This window comes from Gammaproteobacteria bacterium (assembly GCA_022450155.1).
GTDB lineage: Bacteria > Pseudomonadota > Gammaproteobacteria > Arenicellales > UBA868 > REDSEA-S09-B13.
Window position 1 is genome coordinate 1 of record JAKUQR010000020.1, and the last position, 17,855, is coordinate 17,855.

General features: G+C 53.7%; 14 protein-coding genes. 6 read left to right on the forward strand and 8 right to left on the reverse strand.

Annotated features, from left to right (window positions below):
• The 3 genes from MK323_11095 to MK323_11105 all read left to right on the forward strand — a co-directional run.
• A partial coding sequence (locus MK323_11095) for an enoyl-CoA hydratase/isomerase family protein (GenBank protein MCH2482698.1) occupies positions 1-651 on the forward strand: 651 nt, incomplete at its 5' end.
• Between the two features lie 33 nt (positions 652-684).
• Positions 685-1,800, forward strand: coding sequence for an alpha/beta hydrolase (locus MK323_11100; GenBank protein ID MCH2482699.1), 1,116 nt, complete (start codon positions 685-687; stop codon positions 1,798-1,800).
• A gap of 76 nt (positions 1,801-1,876) precedes the next feature.
• On the forward strand, positions 1,877-3,166 hold the full coding sequence (locus MK323_11105; protein ID MCH2482700.1) for an NAD(P)-binding domain-containing protein: 1,290 nt from the start codon (positions 1,877-1,879) through the stop codon (positions 3,164-3,166).
• A gap of 187 nt (positions 3,167-3,353) precedes the next feature.
• Here the strand turns inward: MK323_11105 and MK323_11110 are convergent, their stop codons facing one another.
• Entirely contained in the window at positions 3,354-4,037 is a 684-nt protein-coding gene (locus tag MK323_11110) for a hypothetical protein (GenBank protein ID MCH2482701.1), read from the reverse strand.
• Between the two features lie 291 nt (positions 4,038-4,328).
• On the opposite strand from MK323_11110, the gene dinB reads away from it, so the two are divergent.
• The 3 genes from dinB to MK323_11125 all read left to right on the forward strand — a co-directional run bounded on the left by dinB (position 4,329) and on the right by MK323_11125 (position 7,023).
• Complete coding sequence (gene dinB / locus MK323_11115; protein MCH2482702.1) at positions 4,329-5,570, forward strand: DNA polymerase IV; 1,242 nt, start codon at positions 4,329-4,331, stop codon at positions 5,568-5,570.
• 144 nt (positions 5,571-5,714) lie between these two features.
• Positions 5,715-6,473, forward strand: coding sequence for a glucose 1-dehydrogenase (locus tag MK323_11120; GenBank protein ID MCH2482703.1), 759 nt, complete (start codon positions 5,715-5,717; stop codon positions 6,471-6,473).
• Positions 6,474-6,561: 88 nt separating this feature from the next.
• Positions 6,562-7,023: a RidA family protein gene (locus tag MK323_11125; GenBank protein MCH2482704.1), complete on the forward strand. Its 462-nt coding sequence runs from the start codon at positions 6,562-6,564 to the stop codon at positions 7,021-7,023.
• A 53-nt stretch (positions 7,024-7,076) separates the two neighbouring features.
• Here MK323_11125 and MK323_11130 read toward each other — a convergent pair whose 3' ends face one another.
• From MK323_11130 to MK323_11160, 7 genes are all read right to left on the reverse strand, one after another.
• Positions 7,077-8,864 (reverse strand): hydantoinase B/oxoprolinase family protein, encoded by a 1,788-nt coding sequence (locus MK323_11130; protein ID MCH2482705.1) that lies wholly within the window; start codon positions 8,862-8,864, stop codon positions 7,077-7,079.
• Positions 8,861-10,939: a hydantoinase/oxoprolinase family protein gene (locus tag MK323_11135; protein MCH2482706.1), complete on the reverse strand. Its 2,079-nt coding sequence runs from the start codon at positions 10,937-10,939 to the stop codon at positions 8,861-8,863. Before MK323_11135 ends, MK323_11130 begins: the two co-directional genes overlap by 4 nt.
• Positions 10,940-11,141: 202 nt before the next feature.
• Positions 11,142-12,068, reverse strand: coding sequence for an N-carbamoyl-D-amino-acid hydrolase (locus MK323_11140; GenBank protein MCH2482707.1), 927 nt, complete (start codon positions 12,066-12,068; stop codon positions 11,142-11,144).
• A gap of 4 nt (positions 12,069-12,072) precedes the next feature.
• Positions 12,073-13,320, reverse strand: a complete 1,248-nt coding sequence (locus MK323_11145) for an allantoate amidohydrolase (protein MCH2482708.1) — start codon at positions 13,318-13,320, stop codon at positions 12,073-12,075.
• 61 nt (positions 13,321-13,381) lie between these two features.
• Positions 13,382-14,860: a dihydropyrimidinase gene (hydA, locus tag MK323_11150; protein MCH2482709.1), complete on the reverse strand. Its 1,479-nt coding sequence runs from the start codon at positions 14,858-14,860 to the stop codon at positions 13,382-13,384.
• A gap of 129 nt (positions 14,861-14,989) precedes the next feature.
• Positions 14,990-16,393 (reverse strand): amidase, encoded by a 1,404-nt coding sequence (locus MK323_11155; GenBank protein ID MCH2482710.1) that lies wholly within the window; start codon positions 16,391-16,393, stop codon positions 14,990-14,992.
• Between the two features lie 33 nt (positions 16,394-16,426).
• Positions 16,427-17,665 carry a pyridoxal-dependent decarboxylase gene (locus MK323_11160; GenBank protein ID MCH2482711.1) on the reverse strand — a complete coding sequence of 413 codons (1,239 nt, stop codon included), beginning with the start codon at positions 17,663-17,665 and terminating at the stop codon, positions 16,427-16,429.
• Positions 17,666-17,855: the final 190 nt, after the last annotated feature.

The window sequence follows — 17,855 nt, forward strand, 5'->3', positions numbered from 1 at the left end:
CTTCTTGCAGAAGATCTGACCGTCAGGAGTGTGGTGCTCACCGGGGCAAGCGCCGCATTCTCATCAGGCATTGATCTGAAGGATGCGCAGAACTGGGACCTCGAAGCAATGAATGACCTTGAGATCCGTAGACGGTTCTATCGCGGTGTGAGGCTGTGTCAGGCCTGGGAGGATCTGCCTCAAATTACCATTGCCGCAGCCGAGGGCATGATGGTTGGAGCGGGCTGTGCACTGGGTCTGGCCTGTGATTGGCGCGTACTGGCGAGGGATGCTTACTTGTTTGTTCCGGAGGTGCAGGTTGGTCTGAACCTTCAGTGGGGTGCGTTGCCGCGATTGATGACGTTGGTCGGTCCTGCCCGAGCGAAAGAGATTTGTCTTCTGGGTGAGAAAATGTCGCCGGATCAGGCGCTTGATTGGGGGCTTGTCAGTCGCTTAGCGGAACCTGGTCAATCAGTCGATGTCGCACTCGGGCTGGCACAACGGTGTGCTACCAATCCGCCGATAGCATCTGCTATGGTCAAAGAAGCGGTCAACGCAATTGCCGGCGCACTGCACAAGGTTGGCAGTTATGCTGATGCGGATCAGAGCCAGTTAAGTGGTACAAATCAGACTGCGGCTGCAGCCAGGAGGCGGTTCGCGGACAAAAAATAGCGGTTCTCCCTAATCCTTCAGATTCAACTGGCAATGATCCCACTACCGGAAGGCCTTCGCTCCCGTCAAGTCGACAACGGCAACGGTCTGAATATGCATGTGCTTGAGGCTGGTTTTGAAACAGAAGATCGGCCGTGTGTAATGTTGCTACACGGTTTTCCTGAACTGGCCTATAGCTGGCGGAAGGTGATGCCCATGCTCGCACAGGCCGGGTATTACGTGGTAGCTCCGGACCAGCGCGGGTACGGCGATACACTGGGCTGGGAAGCCAACTACGACGGTGATACGCGTGCTTTCGGGATGCTCAATCTTGTCCGCGATGTACTGGGGCTTGCATGGGCGCTGGATATCGACAGAGTTGCTGCGGTCGTCGGTCACGATTTTGGTTCACCCGTTGCCGCGTACTGTGCTTTGCTGCGCCCCGATGTATTTTGTTCGGTCGCGATGATGAGCGCACCGTTTGCCGGTCCACCCGGTGTCTCCAGCAACTCAGGCACCCTGATCCACGACCAGTTAGCAACCCTTCAAAGGCCGCGTAAGCACTATCAGTGGTACTACTCGACTCCTGAGGCTAACGCTGACATGTACGTCTGTGCTCAGGGTGTGCACGACTTTCTGCGGGCTTATTTTCACTATAAGAGTGCTGACTGGCCTGACAACCGACCGTATCCGCTGGCAGCCTGGTCAGCTGAGGAATTGGCGAAGATGCCGACCTACTACATCATGGATCTTGATCAGAATATGGCCGAGACCGTCGCACTGTACATGCCAGGCCAGAAACAGATAGCACGATGCGATTGGTTGACGGAAGATGAACTGTTGGTTTACAGCAAAGCCTTTGCTAAGACCGGCTTTCAGGGTGGTCTGAACTGGTATCGATGTGCTACTTCCGAGACCTACCAACGGGAGCTAATGTTGTTTGCCGATCAGCGTATCGATGTGCCAGCCTGCTTTATTGCAGGCAAAAGTGACTGGGGGGTTTACCAGAAGCCCGGCGACTTCGAAAAGTTCAAGACTGGTGTCTGTTCGCAGGTGCCTAGAACTCATTTAATTAGAGATGCGGGTCACTGGGTCCAGCAGGAGCAACCCGAAAGGGTTGCCCAGTTGTTGATCGAGTTTCTTCAACCATACAGGCACTCGGACCAATGAACGCACTGTTGGATTACAGCGGCTAAATGGCCGTGACAATGAGGCCCGCCGTTTTGCTGCTCACTAGACTGCAACTTTGAAGGTCGCCGTAATCGGAGCTGGTGCTGCGGGCCTAGTCGCGGCGAGTGAACTTTCAAAATCTGGTCACGAGGTGAGCGTATTTGAGCAGTCGTCCCGGGTAGGAGGCATCTGGGTATATGAGGCCGCATCAGAGCTCGATCCACTGGGACAGACAGGTCCACGATTACATGCATCCATGCATGCATCGTTGCGTACTAATTTGCCGCGTGACTTGATGGCATTTTTTGATTTCCCGTTTGATTCGTCAGGTGGTGGTATCGACGAGTGGCCCCGCTATCCGGGTCACGCACAGGTGCTGTATTACCTGGAAGAATTTGCAGATGCATTCTCAATACGGCAACGGATTCGATTCAACGCTAAAGTGCTGCAGGCGGTGTATGACGACCGGTGGCTGTTGACAATAGATGGTGACAACGGTTCAGCCACTGAGGCATTCGATGCATTGATGGTATGTAATGGGCACTACACCGAACCGAGGGTCCCTGACATTCCAGGATCAGATCATTTCCCCGCCAGCTGTGTGCACAGTCATAACTACCGGTCACCCGATGGATTTGCAGGAATGCAGGTCGCAATAGTGGGGACTGCGTCATCAGGTGCAGACCTGAGTCAAGAGATCGCGGTTGCTGTCGAACGGGTCTATTGGTGTGGCAGCGAGAAAGCAGCCCGCTTAAAAAAGACAGAACACCTGAAAAATGTTACTTCGTGTGGGCCAATCAGGAGTCTGATCGATGACGGTCGAATAGAACTTGAGGATCGGACTCTTATTGGACCTGTTGATAGCCTTGTATTTGCGACGGGTTACCATTATCGCTTTCGGTTTTTATCCGAGCATCTGATTCAGGTCAGAGATAACTGGGTAACACCACTGTATCAGGATCTGCTTTGCATCACACAACCTACACTGGCACTGATCGGACTGCCGTTTAAGATCATACCGTTCCCGATTTTTCAGATCCAGGCACGTTGGTTTGCCCGAATGTTGAATGGCGAATTCGACCTGCCCACTGTTTCTCGGATGCACGAAGCGAAGGACGCACGTGCCGAACAACTCCGGTCAGCCGGCATTCTCCAGAGAAATTATCACGCACTTGATAACGAACAGTACGACTACTATGACCGTTTGGCCCAGGAATGTGGGGACTCTCCCCTACCGGATTGGTACCGCGAACTGGGACAGGCAGCTCGGCGGCATGTTCAACGCTGGCCGGGTTGTTTCCGTGACCGCTTTCTCGACGTGCACGGTGCGCCCACACGCTATCCTCAATCGGGATCGCCACAGTAGTTTTGATCATGGCGCAGGGCAAAATCTGGCGGATCAATACTGATTGACCAGATAATGTTCCGACAGGCTACAGCAGCGAAACAGTACCCCAGAAGTGGAACTCAAGCTCCATTTGCAATAGGCGATCGATCATTTGTTCAACACCTCTTTGAACCAGAGGATTGCCGCTTCACCTTCCTTGCGGACATTACATTAATTGCTTTACAGCACCTGAAACTTGGTCCCAATCAACACCCTCATCATCATCTCTATAATCATCAACATCTACAGAATACAGTGATAACAGCGCCTGAATAAAAGAATCACCCAAGATATCTCTAACAGAATATTTGATACTAAAATCTTCACAGGCCTTAAATATAGTATCACCAACGGGATGACCGTCATCACATATACTTCCAACCCCCATTACCCAGACATCTATTCCTTCATCATTTGAGTCATTTAATGCCGCTTCAACCCCAAGAAACATACAGCCAATAATATAATCTACAAGATCTGTAATATCTTTTTCATCAGCATCTGAAGTAACATTCGTTTCACTTATTTTCGTGCTTAGAATAGTGACAGCTTCTTCCCAAGAACCTGACAACTCGCTAGCCGTGCTCTGAACATTTTCAAGGCAATCAAATCCAAGTTCATTCAATGTATAGAAAATGGCAGCATATTTCCAAATATCCTGAATATCTAAATCACTTGAAATAGATAAGCCCAATTCACTCAAGCTCTCCACTTTATCAGAGTCAATATCCTCAATAGCATCACCGTTTATTTTTATTTCTTTACATAAATCATGAATATCATGGCTGGGATTAACAGATAACCCGGAGCTATTAAATAGCTCATTTGTAAATTTATTAATGTCTTTCATTATGCCTCTCCTTATGTGTCTATAAGTAAACTTCCTTTTCCTAATGTATAGGAATTTGCTTTCGGTAGATGCGGAGCCTTGGGTGCCTATAGAATCATCTGTTCTGTGGCTGTTTTTCAAGCACTATTCTTACCTACTCGCTAAGGATACCTATCTGGATAGGGGTACACCTTCAGAACGAGATGTACAGTGGATTTCAGATGGATCAGGTCGAACGCAGTGTTACCATAGTTGACAAAAGCTAAGTGGACAGACACCGTGTTCTGGGGCTGACTGAATATTGAGAATCCCGTGCCAACCTCGACAACTGTCATCATGCACGCCGACATGGATGCGTTCTATGCCTCCGTCGAACAGCGCGATCATCCGGAGTTCCGCGGTAAACCCCTTGCGGTAGGGGGCAGCAGCGCTCGTGGTGTAGTCGCAGCAGCCAGCTATGAGGCCAGACAATTCGGTGTGCATTCAGCTATGCCCTCTTTTGAGGCACGTCGCAAGTGCCCCGACCTGGTTTTTGTGAAAGGGAATATGCCGCTGTATAACCGAGAATCCCGGCGGGTATTCGAAATATTTAAGGAATTTTCACCCTTGGTCGAGCGGCTGTCTCTGGATGAAGCTTTTATTGATCTGACAGGGACTGAGCGGTTATTGGGTGATCCCGCAACGGCAGGTGAGAATCTCCGGCGCCGCATCCATTCGGAGTTGGGCCTACCGGTGTCAGTTGGTATCGGGCCGATCAAGATGGTGGCCAAGATTGCAAGTCAGGTTGCTAAGCCTGACGGGTTGAAGTGGGTTAAGGGGCGCGATGTCAGATCCTTTCTCGACCCTCTGCCGGTCAGTCGAATCTGGGGTGTCGGTCCAGTTTCTGTAGGGCGGCTCGAGGCGGCAGGATTCCACACACTGGGTGATCTTGCCCGAACCTCAGATACAGTTCTGCGGGAACAGTTGGGTGACTGGGGTGTAGAAGTTGCACGACTTGCGCGGGGAGAAGACATTCGTGATGTAGAGCCCTATCGAGATGCCGTTTCCTACGGTGAAGAGCACACGTTTGCCGAGGATATTGCGGATCACAGCCTGCTCGAGTCGATGATTCGCACACATGCTGAGTCGGTTGCCCGCCGTTTAAGGCGCGACGGCATTCAGGCACGAACGGTGGTCCTCAAGTGGAAAGAAGGTCGGCGGACAGCACCTGGTCCACGCGGATACCCGCTTCGCAGTCGACGTATGACCCTGCCCGACCCCGTTGATGATGGGCAGGCCATCGCAATGGCCGCCTGCGGTCTATTGCAGCGTTCGGGTCCGGCAGTGCCCATCCGTTTAATCGGTGTTGGCTGCACCAACCTTGAAGTCGCTACCGTCAGCCAAGTACAGTTGTTTTCCGAAGGATCCACACAACGCAAGAAGAACCTGAATCAGGTGATTGACCGTATTGAAGACCGCTATGGGCACGGTACACTGACCAGGGCTGGACAAAAGATCGTCAGGCGGGCTGGGCTTTCCATGCAGGTGAAACGTGGCGAAAAAGATCAAGATTGACTGACCGCATCCGCTGATTCGTAAGGCTGACGTATGCGGTGGCTTAATTCCCAGAATTGGAATCAGTCCTGGTGTTAGCCTATGATTAGGTCATATACACGCCATGGACAGGCACAATGTTAAAATAAAGCGAGGAGTAGACTGATGCGTTTGCAGAACAAGGTAGCAGTTATTACAGGAGCAGCGTCTGGATTTGGTGCAGGGACTGCGCGTCTATTTGCGACAGAAGGTGCGGCGGTTGTGGTTGCGGATATCAGTGACGAGGCAGGTGAATCAGTGGTTGACTCGATCAATACAACGGGTGGTAAGGCCGTCTATGTCCATGCTGATGTCACCTCTAGGGACGATACCCGGAACATGATAGACGCCGCCGAGAAACTGGGCGGTCGGCTCGATATCCTGATCAACAACGCCGGTTATTCGCACTCGAATAAGGAATTCGCAACGGTTACGGATGAAGAGTTTGACCGTGTCTATGATGTCAATGTCAAAGCTGTCTTCATTGCAATTCAGGAAGCACTACCGGTTTTCCGCCGGAATGGGGGTGGCTGTATTATCAATACTTCTTCTACAGCCGCACTGAGGCCGCGTCCTGGACTTGCCGTCTACTGCAGTTCAAAAGGTGCAGTCAACAATCTGACAAAGGCCCTCGCTGTCGAGTTGGCGCCGGATAAGGTTAGGGTCAATGCGATCTGTCCGGTGATCGGTGAAACCGGCATGCTCGAGACTTTCATGGGTGTGCCGGATACGCCTGAAAATCGTAAGAAATTTGAGGCGACGATCCCACTAGGTCGTTTCTCTACACCCAATGATATCGCACAGACCATGCTTTTTCTTTCATCGGATGACGCAGAGTTCCTGACCGGCGTAGCGCTCGAGGTTGACGGTGGGCGTTGTGTATGACCGCGTTCATGACTTTCGGATGGACTTATACCTGTGGTCTGCGTATGCCTTTAACAGCAATCACTGTCGACTTAGATAAGGAGGGCGCATGTCTGTAATAGATGACCGTCTGGCAGAACTCTCAATTGAACTGCCTGATCCCCCGGCGCCACTGGGCAATTATGTCGGTGCCCATACCGTTGGCAATCTGGTGTATTTATCGGGCCATGGCACCAACAGGCCCGATGGTTCTTTCATAATCGGCAAGGTACCGACGGTATGTTCCGAGGAAGCGGCCTATCAGGCGGCGCGCCTGGTGGGCCTGAACCTGCTGGCTACCTTGAAAAACCATATTGGGGATCTCGATCGCGTACAGCGGGTGATCAAGGTATTGGGTATGGTCAACGCTGAGCCGGATTTCGGGAATCATCCCAGTATCATCAATGGTTTCTCCGACCTTATGGTGGAGGTGTTTGGCGATGCAGGACGGGCAGCCCGTTCGGCTGTCGGTATGAACTCTTTACCGATGAATATCCCGGTTGAAGTCGAGATGATCGTCGAGATTCGTTGAGCTAAAGCCTGATTACCTCGCTATTCGGTCGGATATTTGCGCCACCGAGGGGATCAGCCAGTGCTGGACCGGCACTCGGCAGTCGCTGCTTCATCAAGTTGCAGCGAGTCAGTGATGACCACACCGTAATCGATTCGGGCTGTATCAATAGAGATCAGCTCATCGCGTACATCTTCAAGTACCTGCCTCATGTCCCGTTCCAGGGGATTGCCATAACCGCCACCGGCAGGCCCAACACAGATAAAACTGTCCCCGGCCTTGGCCGAGGTATGCGGCACTTTTGAAGGCAAAGATTCAGATTCACCTGACGCGTGCCTCAGCGTCAAGCCGGCGGTGTGGCCATCTCCCCCACCCCGAAAACCCCATGGACGGTATTTGTGGCCTTCACCTTCGATTGATCCACCACCGTCTTTGAGATACGTAAACTCCCGGATAGAGCCCAGTCCACCTCGCCATTTGCCTGCGCCGCAAACATCTTCGCGAAGTTCATAACGGGAAACCCGCAGTGGTAGGTGAGATTCAATATCTTCGATGGGGTTGTTGCGGGTATTGGCATACAGCGTGTCGACAGCATCCATCCCGTCCATACCTTCCCGCCCGCCATAACTGCCTTCACAGATTTCCATGTGGACCCAATAGTCATCCCCGTCCAGTCCCGAAAATGCAATGACTCTGAGGTTTCCAATGCCGGCGGAAACCTGTGCGGGGACGGCCTGACCCAGCGCCTTCATGACCGTGTCAGCAAGTTGGTTGCCGGGGCAAAAGCGGGCAATCGTGGGGGCCGGGAATATTGGGTTTGCAAGACAACCCTTCGGTGCGATGATCTTGATAGGCCGGCACAGTCCATCGTTGACCGGAATATGTCCATGTACTGCAGTATCCAACAGTACGGAACGGATCGTCAGCCAGACGGCAATATCTACGGTACCCACAAAAGGCATGTTGATCGGTCTATCGGGCACTTGGTCCGCGGTTCCCGTGAGGTCGACGGTCATTGCCTCATCCTCTATGGTAATCGTGACGACAATAGGGAGGTCTTTTTTATTGGGTTCGTCGCTGTCCAGGAACCCATCAATGTGGGTTTTTGCCCGGTAAGTGCCATCAGGCACCTTGGCGATTGCTGAGCGCATGAGGCGCTCCGCATGGTCCATGACCTGGTCGCAGGCGCGTTCGAGGGTATCTTTGCCATAACGCTGAACCAACGCCAGGAAGCGCTGGGCGCCAATTTGGGAGGCTGCGACCTGCGCTTCCATGTCACCAACCACCAGATCTGATGCGCGGATGTTGTCACGCAGCATGTGCCAAACCCCGTCCACTTTTCGACCCTCGTCGTAGACCTTTATGGCTTTGAACTGCAGTCCCTCAGCATAGGCATCGATAGCGTCCACGATACCGCAGCTGCCCGGGGACAGGGCTCCGATATCCAGATGATGTGCTGTGGTGACCGAATAACCAATAAGATTGCCATCGTCGAATACCGGCACGATAAACCCGACATCCGGTCCATGGCTGGCGCCACCATAGGCGTCGTTGTGCATGATGACGTCCCCGGGTCGAATCGTGTCGCCCCGGTCTTCTAGCGCCTTCAGCATGCCTCGCACATAACCCGGAATCGGGCCAGACTGCAAAGGCGTTGACTGTGTCGATTCGGCAAGCCCACGACCACGAGTATCTACCAGCCCTGCACCGAAATCCTCAGATTCACGGATGATCGATGAATACGACATGCGCATCAGTTTGTAACCCATTTCGACCGCAATATTTTCCAGCGCACCCTGGATGACGCTTGCGGTCACCGGATCGATATCCAGTTGCAGTTCTGCCGTCGCTGTGTCGTTCATGTCTTTTCTCCGATACTGATGATCATATTGCCTGCCATGTCCGAAATAAATTCATTTTCAGGGGGCACAACAGTGGTGGAATCCCGCTGGATGATGATTGCAGGGCCTGCAATTGGTTGTTCAAGAGGCAACTGTTCTCTCTGGTAGAACGCTGTGTCAAATTCCTCAAGATGATTGTCGACCCGGAACATACAGGCGCCGGACTTCATCAGTGCTGATTCCCGGGTACCTGCATCGATACTGTCAGGCTGGCGAATTTTCGGCATCTGCCCAACACCGGTTACCCGCGCGTTCACAATCTCAATCGCACTATTCAGAAAGCCGTGGCCGTATTCGGCTCTGTGCTGGTTGTGGAACTGTTCGAAAATCCCCGTGAGACTGTCATCATCCAGTAACCCGTCGGGGAAAGTGATCCGGAGTTCATATCCCTGGCCGACATAACGCAGGTCACCTGAACGCAGGAAGCTGAGTCCCGATCGATCCAGGCCATCGGCCAAAAACTGGTCGGTCAGTTCCTCTTCCATCGTTGCAAGATCACTGTTGAGTCGTGGGAGATCGATGTCACCGCTGACCTGAAATTCTGTACGGATTGTGTCGTATTTAAGGTCTGTCGTGAGCAGCCCCACTGCCGAAGTAATTCCAGGGTATTGCGGAATGAGCACTTCTGACATACCCAGTTCACGGGCGACATCTACAGCATGCAGTGGGCCGGCACCGCCAAACGCAACCAGAGAGAAATCTCTCGGATCGATTCCTTTCTGTACTGTACGGGAACGAATTGCGTTTGCCATGTTCGCGGTGACCAGCGTTAGGATACCGTCTGCAGTAGTGGGCACGTCCAGGCCCATGTCTGATGCCAGACAGGCAATCGCCTGTTCAGCCGCCTGTTCATCTAGCGACATTTCCCCACCGAGAAAATAATCTTTATCCAGCCTTCCAAGTACAACGTTAGCGTCTGTCACAGTGGGTTGCTGTCCTCCCTGGCCGTAGGCTGCTGGACCGGGTACTGCCCCCGCACTTCGGGGACCGACTCGAAAACCACCCCCCGGATCAGCGTAGGCGATAGAACCACCACCTGCACCGATCGTCTGGATATCAATCATAGAGACCAGCAGCGGGTAGCCTGCGATCCATGTGTCACGGGCTGAAGCCTGGGCGAAGGTTCCGTCGCTGACGATCCCGATGTCGGCAGAGGTACCGCCCATATCAAAAGTGATCAGCTTGGTCCGGTCCGAAAGCTCACCGGTCCAGGCGCCACCGAGTACGCCTGCCGCAGGTCCGGAAAGCAGCGTCATGACAGGCCGTTCAGACACCATCTTGGCTGTCGCGACACCGCCGTTGGAGCTCATTACGTGGAGGTCTGCGTCTATGCCATCATCCGCAATTCGTGTGGCGAGGTGATTCACATAGTCTCTGACTTTGGGCCCAATAAAGGCATTCATGGCGGCCGTGGTGAAACGCTCGAATTCCCGGAACTGGGGAGAAACTGACGAGGAGGTTGTCACAAAACATTCAGGATATTCTTCCTCGATAAGCTGGCGTGCACGGTTCTCATGTGCCGGGTTGAGATAGGAGAAAAGAAAGCACACTGCAATCGATTCAACACCGGCGTTTTTCAGTTCCTCTATCGCGGTACGAACTTCATCCTCATTCAGTTCAGTCAGGACCTCACCGGTTGGTGGCGCAATCCGTTCAGTGGCAGTCAATCTGTATTGGCGACGGACCAGAGCCCGATTCTGCCAGGGTACTTCCTGCATAATCGAGTAGTGTTCAGGCCGTTGGTGGCGACCGATGTGAAGGATGTCACGGTAGTTTTTTGTGGTGATCATCCCGGTCTTAGCGCCATCGTGCTGCAGAATGGCGTTGGTCGCGATAGTGGTGCCGTGCAGCAAATGATCGATATCTGCCGGGGTTATGGTGTGTCTCTCACACAGTTCGCGTATCGCGGTGCTGACACCGTCCGAGGGGTCGTCCGGTGTGGTTGGCACTTTGTGTATTTCAGTGCGGCCAGACTCGGTGTCGGCAAAAATGACATCCGTAAACGTACCTCCGACATCGACCCCGACGAGCTTCATGCATTGTCTCCCTGGTTGTATTGCCTGACCCCGTTAAACGAGGTCAGCCGAGCCTGGAAAGTCTGTATTCTGTGGGTTTGGTGGGTGAGGTTGCGTGTTGGACCTATCGCAACTCCACACGTGTACCCACGATAACGTTGCCACCTTACTGTGACGAATCGCGCTGCGTCAAGATGGTCCAGTCGCGGGGGTGGCCCGTCCTTCAGGTGTGACGCCGGGGCTGCACGATTAGACCGTAGTTTTCAGGCTCTCGATGTAGTGCAAAATTAAAGATGTTGTTCTGGATAATCTGGCACAGGTCGAGATCACAATCCCAGGTTATGAGTTCGTCGGCCAGTGTTTCACAGCGGACAACAATTTCCCCGGAGGGCGCGACGATACAGCTGCCACCGATCATGTCGCAGTTCTCTTCGCAGCCTGCCTTGGCCGCGGCCGCGACCCAGGTGCCGTTCTGGTAAGCCCCGGCCTGAAGTGAGAGGTGATTGTGAAAGTCCTGCAGATGATCGAGTTCGGGTGCGCGAGGATAGTGGACCGGTGTGTTGTAACCCAGCAGGACTATTTCGACACCCTGCAAACCCAGCATTCTGTACGTCTCTGGCCAGCGGCGATCGTTGCAGATACACATCCCCAGTGTCGCGTTCAGCGTGTTGAACACCGGAAACCCCAGATCACCGGTTTCGAAATAGCGTTTTTCCAGATGTTGGAAGGGAAAATCGGGTTCATGCTCACGGTGACCCGGGAGATGGATCTTGCGATACTTCCCCACGATCTCGCCAGCTTGGTCGACGAGTATCGAGGTGTTAAACCGCCTGGTCGTATCGTTGTGGCTAATTAGTTCGGCATAACCGAGATAAAAAGCAATTCCGGCGCGCGCGGCAGCGTCGAACAATGGTTCGGTGTCTGCGTTGGGCATGTCTGTTTCAAAAAACGCATCGATATCGGCCTGATCGTCGAAATACCAGCGTGGAAAGAATGTTGTCAGTGCCAGTTCTGGGAATACAATCAATTTCGATCCGGCATCATCCGCCTTGCGCAACAGGGTAATCATGCGCTCAACGGCTGATGCGCGGGGTTCGTCACGGGCGATCGGGCCCAGTTGAGCAACAGCGAGAGGTAACGAGCGAGTCATGGATTTAGCCTGATAGTTCCAATAAAACTTTCATCAGAACATCCATACCGGCAGCAATATCCTGTTCAGAAGAAAATTCATTTATGTTGTGACTGATACCGTGTTTTGATGGAATAAAGATCATACCGGTCGGACAGTTTGGCGCGAACATCTGAGCATCATGTCCAGCGCCAGACGGAAGTCTACAGTAGGTGTAGTCTGAGGCAGCGGCTGCTTTTTCTACCATGTCTATGATCATGGTATCAAATTCGACAGGGCTAAATCGAGCCAGGGACCGTTTTTCCAGTGTTACTCCTTCAGCAGCAACTGTATCCGTGGCAAAGTCGATCAATCTGGTTTCTGCCAGGGTCAGTTTAGTATCAGATGAATTGCGCAGATCGACTATAACCCGGGCACGGTTGGCGATGACGTTGATCAGATTTGGAGTTAGCTCTGATACGCCGACAGTAGCAACCTGGTTAGCACCAAGATCCGTAGCGATAGCCCGGGCTTCAACGGCGATGGCTGCGGCGACATACCCTGCGTCATGACGCAGGTGCATCGGCGTTGTACCTGCATGATTAGAGACGCCCCGTAGTTCGAATTCCGTCCAGGATATTCCTTGTACACCCGTTACGGCACCAATCGTGGTGTTCGTATTCTCCAATACGGGGCCCTGTTCAATGTGAAGCTCAAGAAAGGCTCGGGGGATCATGTTGTTGACGGGGATGTCACCCGCGTAACCGATACGGGAGAGTTCCGCGCCGACAGTCTGGCCATCGGTGCCGACAGTCTCCAGCGCGGTTTCCAGGGACAATGAACCTTGGTGTACAGCGCTGCCCATCATATCCGGTGTAAACCGCACACCTTCCTCGTTTGTGAAAAATCCCACAGCGATAGGGTATTGTGTCTTTAGGTCAGCATCATTCAGTGTTTGGATCGCCTCTAGCCCAGCCAGAACACCGAGCGCACCGTCATAAAGACCCCCGGTTGCAACAGAGTCAATATGAGACCCGATGATAACGGGTGGACTGTCCAAGATGCCGGTGCGTGTTCCAATAACGTTCCCGATACCGTCAATTTGGATTACCAGGCCAAGATCATGCATCCAGCGTACTACGAGATCGCGGCCGTCGCGGTCCTCATCGCTCAGAGAAAGACGACAGACACCACCGCCGGTTATAGCACCGATCCGGCCGAGTTCCTTGATTCTGTTTTGCAGCCGCCCGACATCAGCAGAAAGGTCTGTTGATCGAAATGTAAGGTTGTTCATTTACAGACAGTCTAGGTGTGTGAATGAGCCCAATCGGATAAACGTAACTGTCGGTTGTATCTCATTGGCTCAGAGGTCCGATGTCTGCGCCGAAATTTCTATCGACATCCATCTCCTTGACCAGTCGACCAAGCGGACGTGCGGCATCGGACAGATACCGAGGCAGAAACTTGCCGCTACCGCGTTCGACCTTCAACTCACCGTTTTCTACGGCTACCCGTCCACGGCTTAATACAGTCACCGGCCAGCCTGTGAGTTTTCGACCTTCGTACGGGGTGTAGCCGACATTGTCATGGAGCAGATCCCAGGCGACGGTGATTTCTTTTTCAGGATCCCAGATTGCAATATCTGCATCTGATCCAATCGCGATAGTGCCCTTGCGCGGTAATAGTCCATAAATCCGTGCTGCATTGGTCGCGGTCAGTGCGACAAACTGGTGGATACTAATACGGCCTTTGCCGACACCCTCAGAAAAAAGCAACGGAAGTCGAAGTTCTATACCCGGTACACCGTTTGCGATCTGCGGAAAAGTCGGGTTAGGGCCGGCAGCCAGCTTGCCGGTTTCATCAAAACGATACGGAGCGTGATCAGAGGAAAATACCTGAAAGGTACCGTTTGCGAGTCCTCGCCAGATGACATCGTGGTGGGCTGCATCACGTGGTGGTGGACTGCAGCAGAATTTTGCACCTTCGGCGCCATCGCGATCGAGATCTGAAGCGGTCAGAAACAGGTACTGAGGGCAGGTCTCACCGTAGACTTTCAGGCCAGCGGTCTGTGCGCGGCGGATCTCGGCCATTGCTTCGCTGGCCGACACGTGAACAATCAGGATCGGAACGTCGATCAGTTCGGAAAGACGAATCGCGCGGTGCGTCGCCTCGTCTTCGGCAAGCTCTACATGACTGATGGCGTGATATTTTGGTGCAACGTAACCGCCCTGAAGCAGTCGTTCCTTGAGCCAGCGGATCATGTCGTGGTTTTCGGCATGGATCATCACCATTGCGCCATGTTGTCTGGCAGTTGCCAGCACATCGAGCATCTGATGGTCGTCCAGCTTCAATGAGTCATAGGTCATGTAAACCTTGAACGACGTCATGCCTTCACGAATCAGGGCAGGCAGGTCTTCGCGCATCGCCTGCTCAGTGGGATCAGATACGATCAAATGAAAGCCATAATCAATGACGGCCTTCGTCGACGCACATTCATGGTAATCATCGACTGCTTTGCGCAGCGACTGGCCCTTCATCTGCGCAGCAAAGGATAGCGTTGTAGTAGTACCGCCAAACACGGCGGATCGAGTACCGGTGTAAAAGTCATCGGCACTCATGACATTGCCGACAGACGACGCTTGCTCAATATGGCAGTGGCCCTCTACCCCTCCGGGCAGTACCAGCATTCCGGACGCATCGATCTCATGTTGGGCTCTGGGTAGATCCAGACCGAGTGCTGTGATGCGGCCATCACAAATGCCCACGTCACACAAAGTGCTGTCGACTGCCGTGACGACAGTGCCGCCGCGGATGACTGTTTCAAATAAATCCATGCTGTTATTCCTTGGTTTCCATAACACGAAAAACTGTTGGGTTCGATGATAACCCGGTTACCACCGATTGATCGATGTATTAAGAAGTAGCAGTCCAGTGAAATGAGGTTGCAGTCTTGAGGTTTCTGACTACATCGATACCGCCTGGATGGATTGCTGCAGCCAAGCGCCGTAACCTGTTAAATCCCAGTCGGTGTGCGGCTGGCCGATAAGTTGTATACCCAGTGGCAGGCCGCGGACCGCCGCCAGTGGCAGGGTGAGGGCAGGCGATCCAAGAGCAGAAGTTGCCGCATTGAATGCGGGGCTGCCGGTCTTGAACGCATAACCCGATTCGCCTGAAGGTGTCAGTGCGCCCAGCTCTGGAGCAGGGCCGGGAGCGGACAGTGTGATCATCGCCGATGCCAGGTCCTTGAGGGTGGCGAAACTGGCTCTCATCCGCTCTCGTTTTTCGAGTGCCTTGCGATAGTCGCCCAGGGTGATTTCCTCGGCCATTTCCAGCCACAAGCTAAGGTCATCGCTCAGCAGTCCGGTGCTCTGGTAATGGCGTAGCGCCCAGCGCATTTCATAACTGCAAAGAATTCGGCAGAGCACCATGCTGTCGTCGATGTCCTGTTCAAATGCTTCAATTGCAGGAAGTTCATTACGTCTGACTAACTTGACGTCCAGCGATCTCAGTTGGTCGAGGATCGCCTCGAAAGCGTTGCGGGTGGTTTCATCGCACTGCGACCAGCCCTCGGTCTCAAGCACAATCAGAGTGTCGGGCTGAGCGGGAGGCGCCAGCTCGGGCGGGCCGTAGAGCCCGGGATAGCCTGGATCAGCACCGGCACGGTGCGCGATTTCGTAGGCGACCGACCACATGTCGACCAGGGAGCCGGCATGAATGCCCAGGTGCAGTTGACTCAGGCTCAACCCTTCACCGCCGTGCAGTGCGCCTAAAGTGGGTTTAATCGCGATATTGCCGCAGTAAGCTGCCGGGCGAATGATGGAGCCCACCACCTGGTTGCCCAATGCAGCCGGGACCATACCGGCGCCAACTGCAGCGGACGAACCGCTGGATGATCCACCAGGCGTGCACCGGGCGTCAAAGGGATTGGTCGTGGGGCCGGGCACCATAAAAGCGAATTCAGTGGTTACTGTCTTTCCCAGTATGATCGCGCCGGCCAGTCGAAGTGCGTTGACTGAGGCAGAATCCATGTGGGTCTGCCTGCCCTCGTATATCGCGCTGCCAAGTGCTGTGGGCATATCTTTGGTCTGGATAACATCCTTGATGCCGATCGGCATGCCGTCGATCGCCGATAACGGTCGGCCAGCTTTGTAGCGTGCGGAGGATTCGTCTGCGGCGATGCGTGCATTTTCGGTATTCAAAACCACCCACGCGCGGACCACGGGTTCTTTTTCTTCGATTGTCTCCAGACAGCGCTCCAGATAGGCCCTGGGGGTGCCACTGCCGTCCCTGAACTGTGCACTGGCGTCATAAAAGGTCCGAAGACGATAGTTCTCAGGGTTGTAGGTGCTTGTTCCAGATGCTGTCATAGCGTTTCCCTCCTTGAGAACTTCATTGCATGCTTAGAGTGCAGCACTCACCTGATCAAAAAGATAACTTGGGTCAGCACTGGGGTTTGCCGCAACGGATCGAAACCAGGTCTGCCCGTCAACTTCGGTCAGTGACACCCAACCGTTCTGCAGACGGCTGCGGACAACACTGGGTTCGGCATTCAGCGGTCGCCAAACTACAACACCGGTCTGGTTGGGTCCCCACAGTAGAAATCGCGGATCCGATTTGATCAGGTCTGCCAGTTGATCCGCTTTGCCCATGTCGGATTCAATACGTTCGACAAGGCCCGTTCGTCCCCATGACAGCAGCATTGCGGCTAGGGGAACTGCTGCAGCAGGTGTAGAACCGAGCAGCCCGATATTGGGTGTGGCGAGATAACCCCCGCCGTAGCTGAGAGCGTCATGTGCTGTTTTGGCATTGCGAAACAACACCAATGCCGAGCCTTTAGGTTGATACAACCATTTGTGCGCGGAAAAGCCAACCGAGTCCGCTGCCTCAATTCCGGCAAGGCAGCTGGCGAATCGGTCTGTCAGCCGCAAAGGCCCAGTCCAGGCTGCATCGACGTGAACCCACGCTGTCTCGTCGGGCCAAATCAGAGGATCGATGGTGCCGGTCGCAACGGTACCGGCAGTGAGAACCAGCGCGGTCCGGTCCAGTTGAGTCAGCGTGGAGATGTCCACCTCGTGGCGTGAATTGGTGGGCAGGGCAATGTATTCCAGACCTAGAATCTCAGCTGACTTACGAATTGAAAGATGAGACTTATCTGAAGCCGCAATACGGGTGACCTGTTTGAGTTGGCGGGCGGCCCATAGTGCCGTCAGATTGGCAATGGTGGAACCGGGCACAAAATGGCCGCCGGACATTCCAAATGACGGTGCCAGCCAGTTAACGACCCGTTCAGTGAGTGAGCGCGCGGCGGGTGCAGCGTCCGGATGCAGCAGATTCTGGTTGGTGGCGACCTGCCACAGCGACGCGGCCCAGGTGATGGCAGGAGTCGGCGGGTCCATATGGGCAAAGTAGCCCGGGTGATGGAGCTGTGCGCTGGCGTCCAGTACAACTGGCGCCAAGGTATCCAGAGCGGCGCCATCGCCAATACCTGCCTCAGGCAAACTCTCAGGAAGCATTAGGGCTGGTGATTCCGGTACCGGTTGAGTACGTGGGTGATAGCTGTTTGCCAACCTGTCCAGTGACTCAGTAATCAGTTCACGGTCAAAAATGTGGTCGGGGTGTGGGGGTGGCTGTGTGGTCATATTTCTGGAAGCGATTGCTAGGGGTTAGTGCTCTGGGTCTGACGGCCATCGCTGCAGACCGGACTTCGTGGGCCGATACTGAAAGTACTGGTCAGCACACCGATTTGATCATCCCAGGCAGAGGATAACACCTCTATCCGGGGAAACAGACAACATCGATGTGGACTCGAGAAGTGGGCCGCAATGGTTA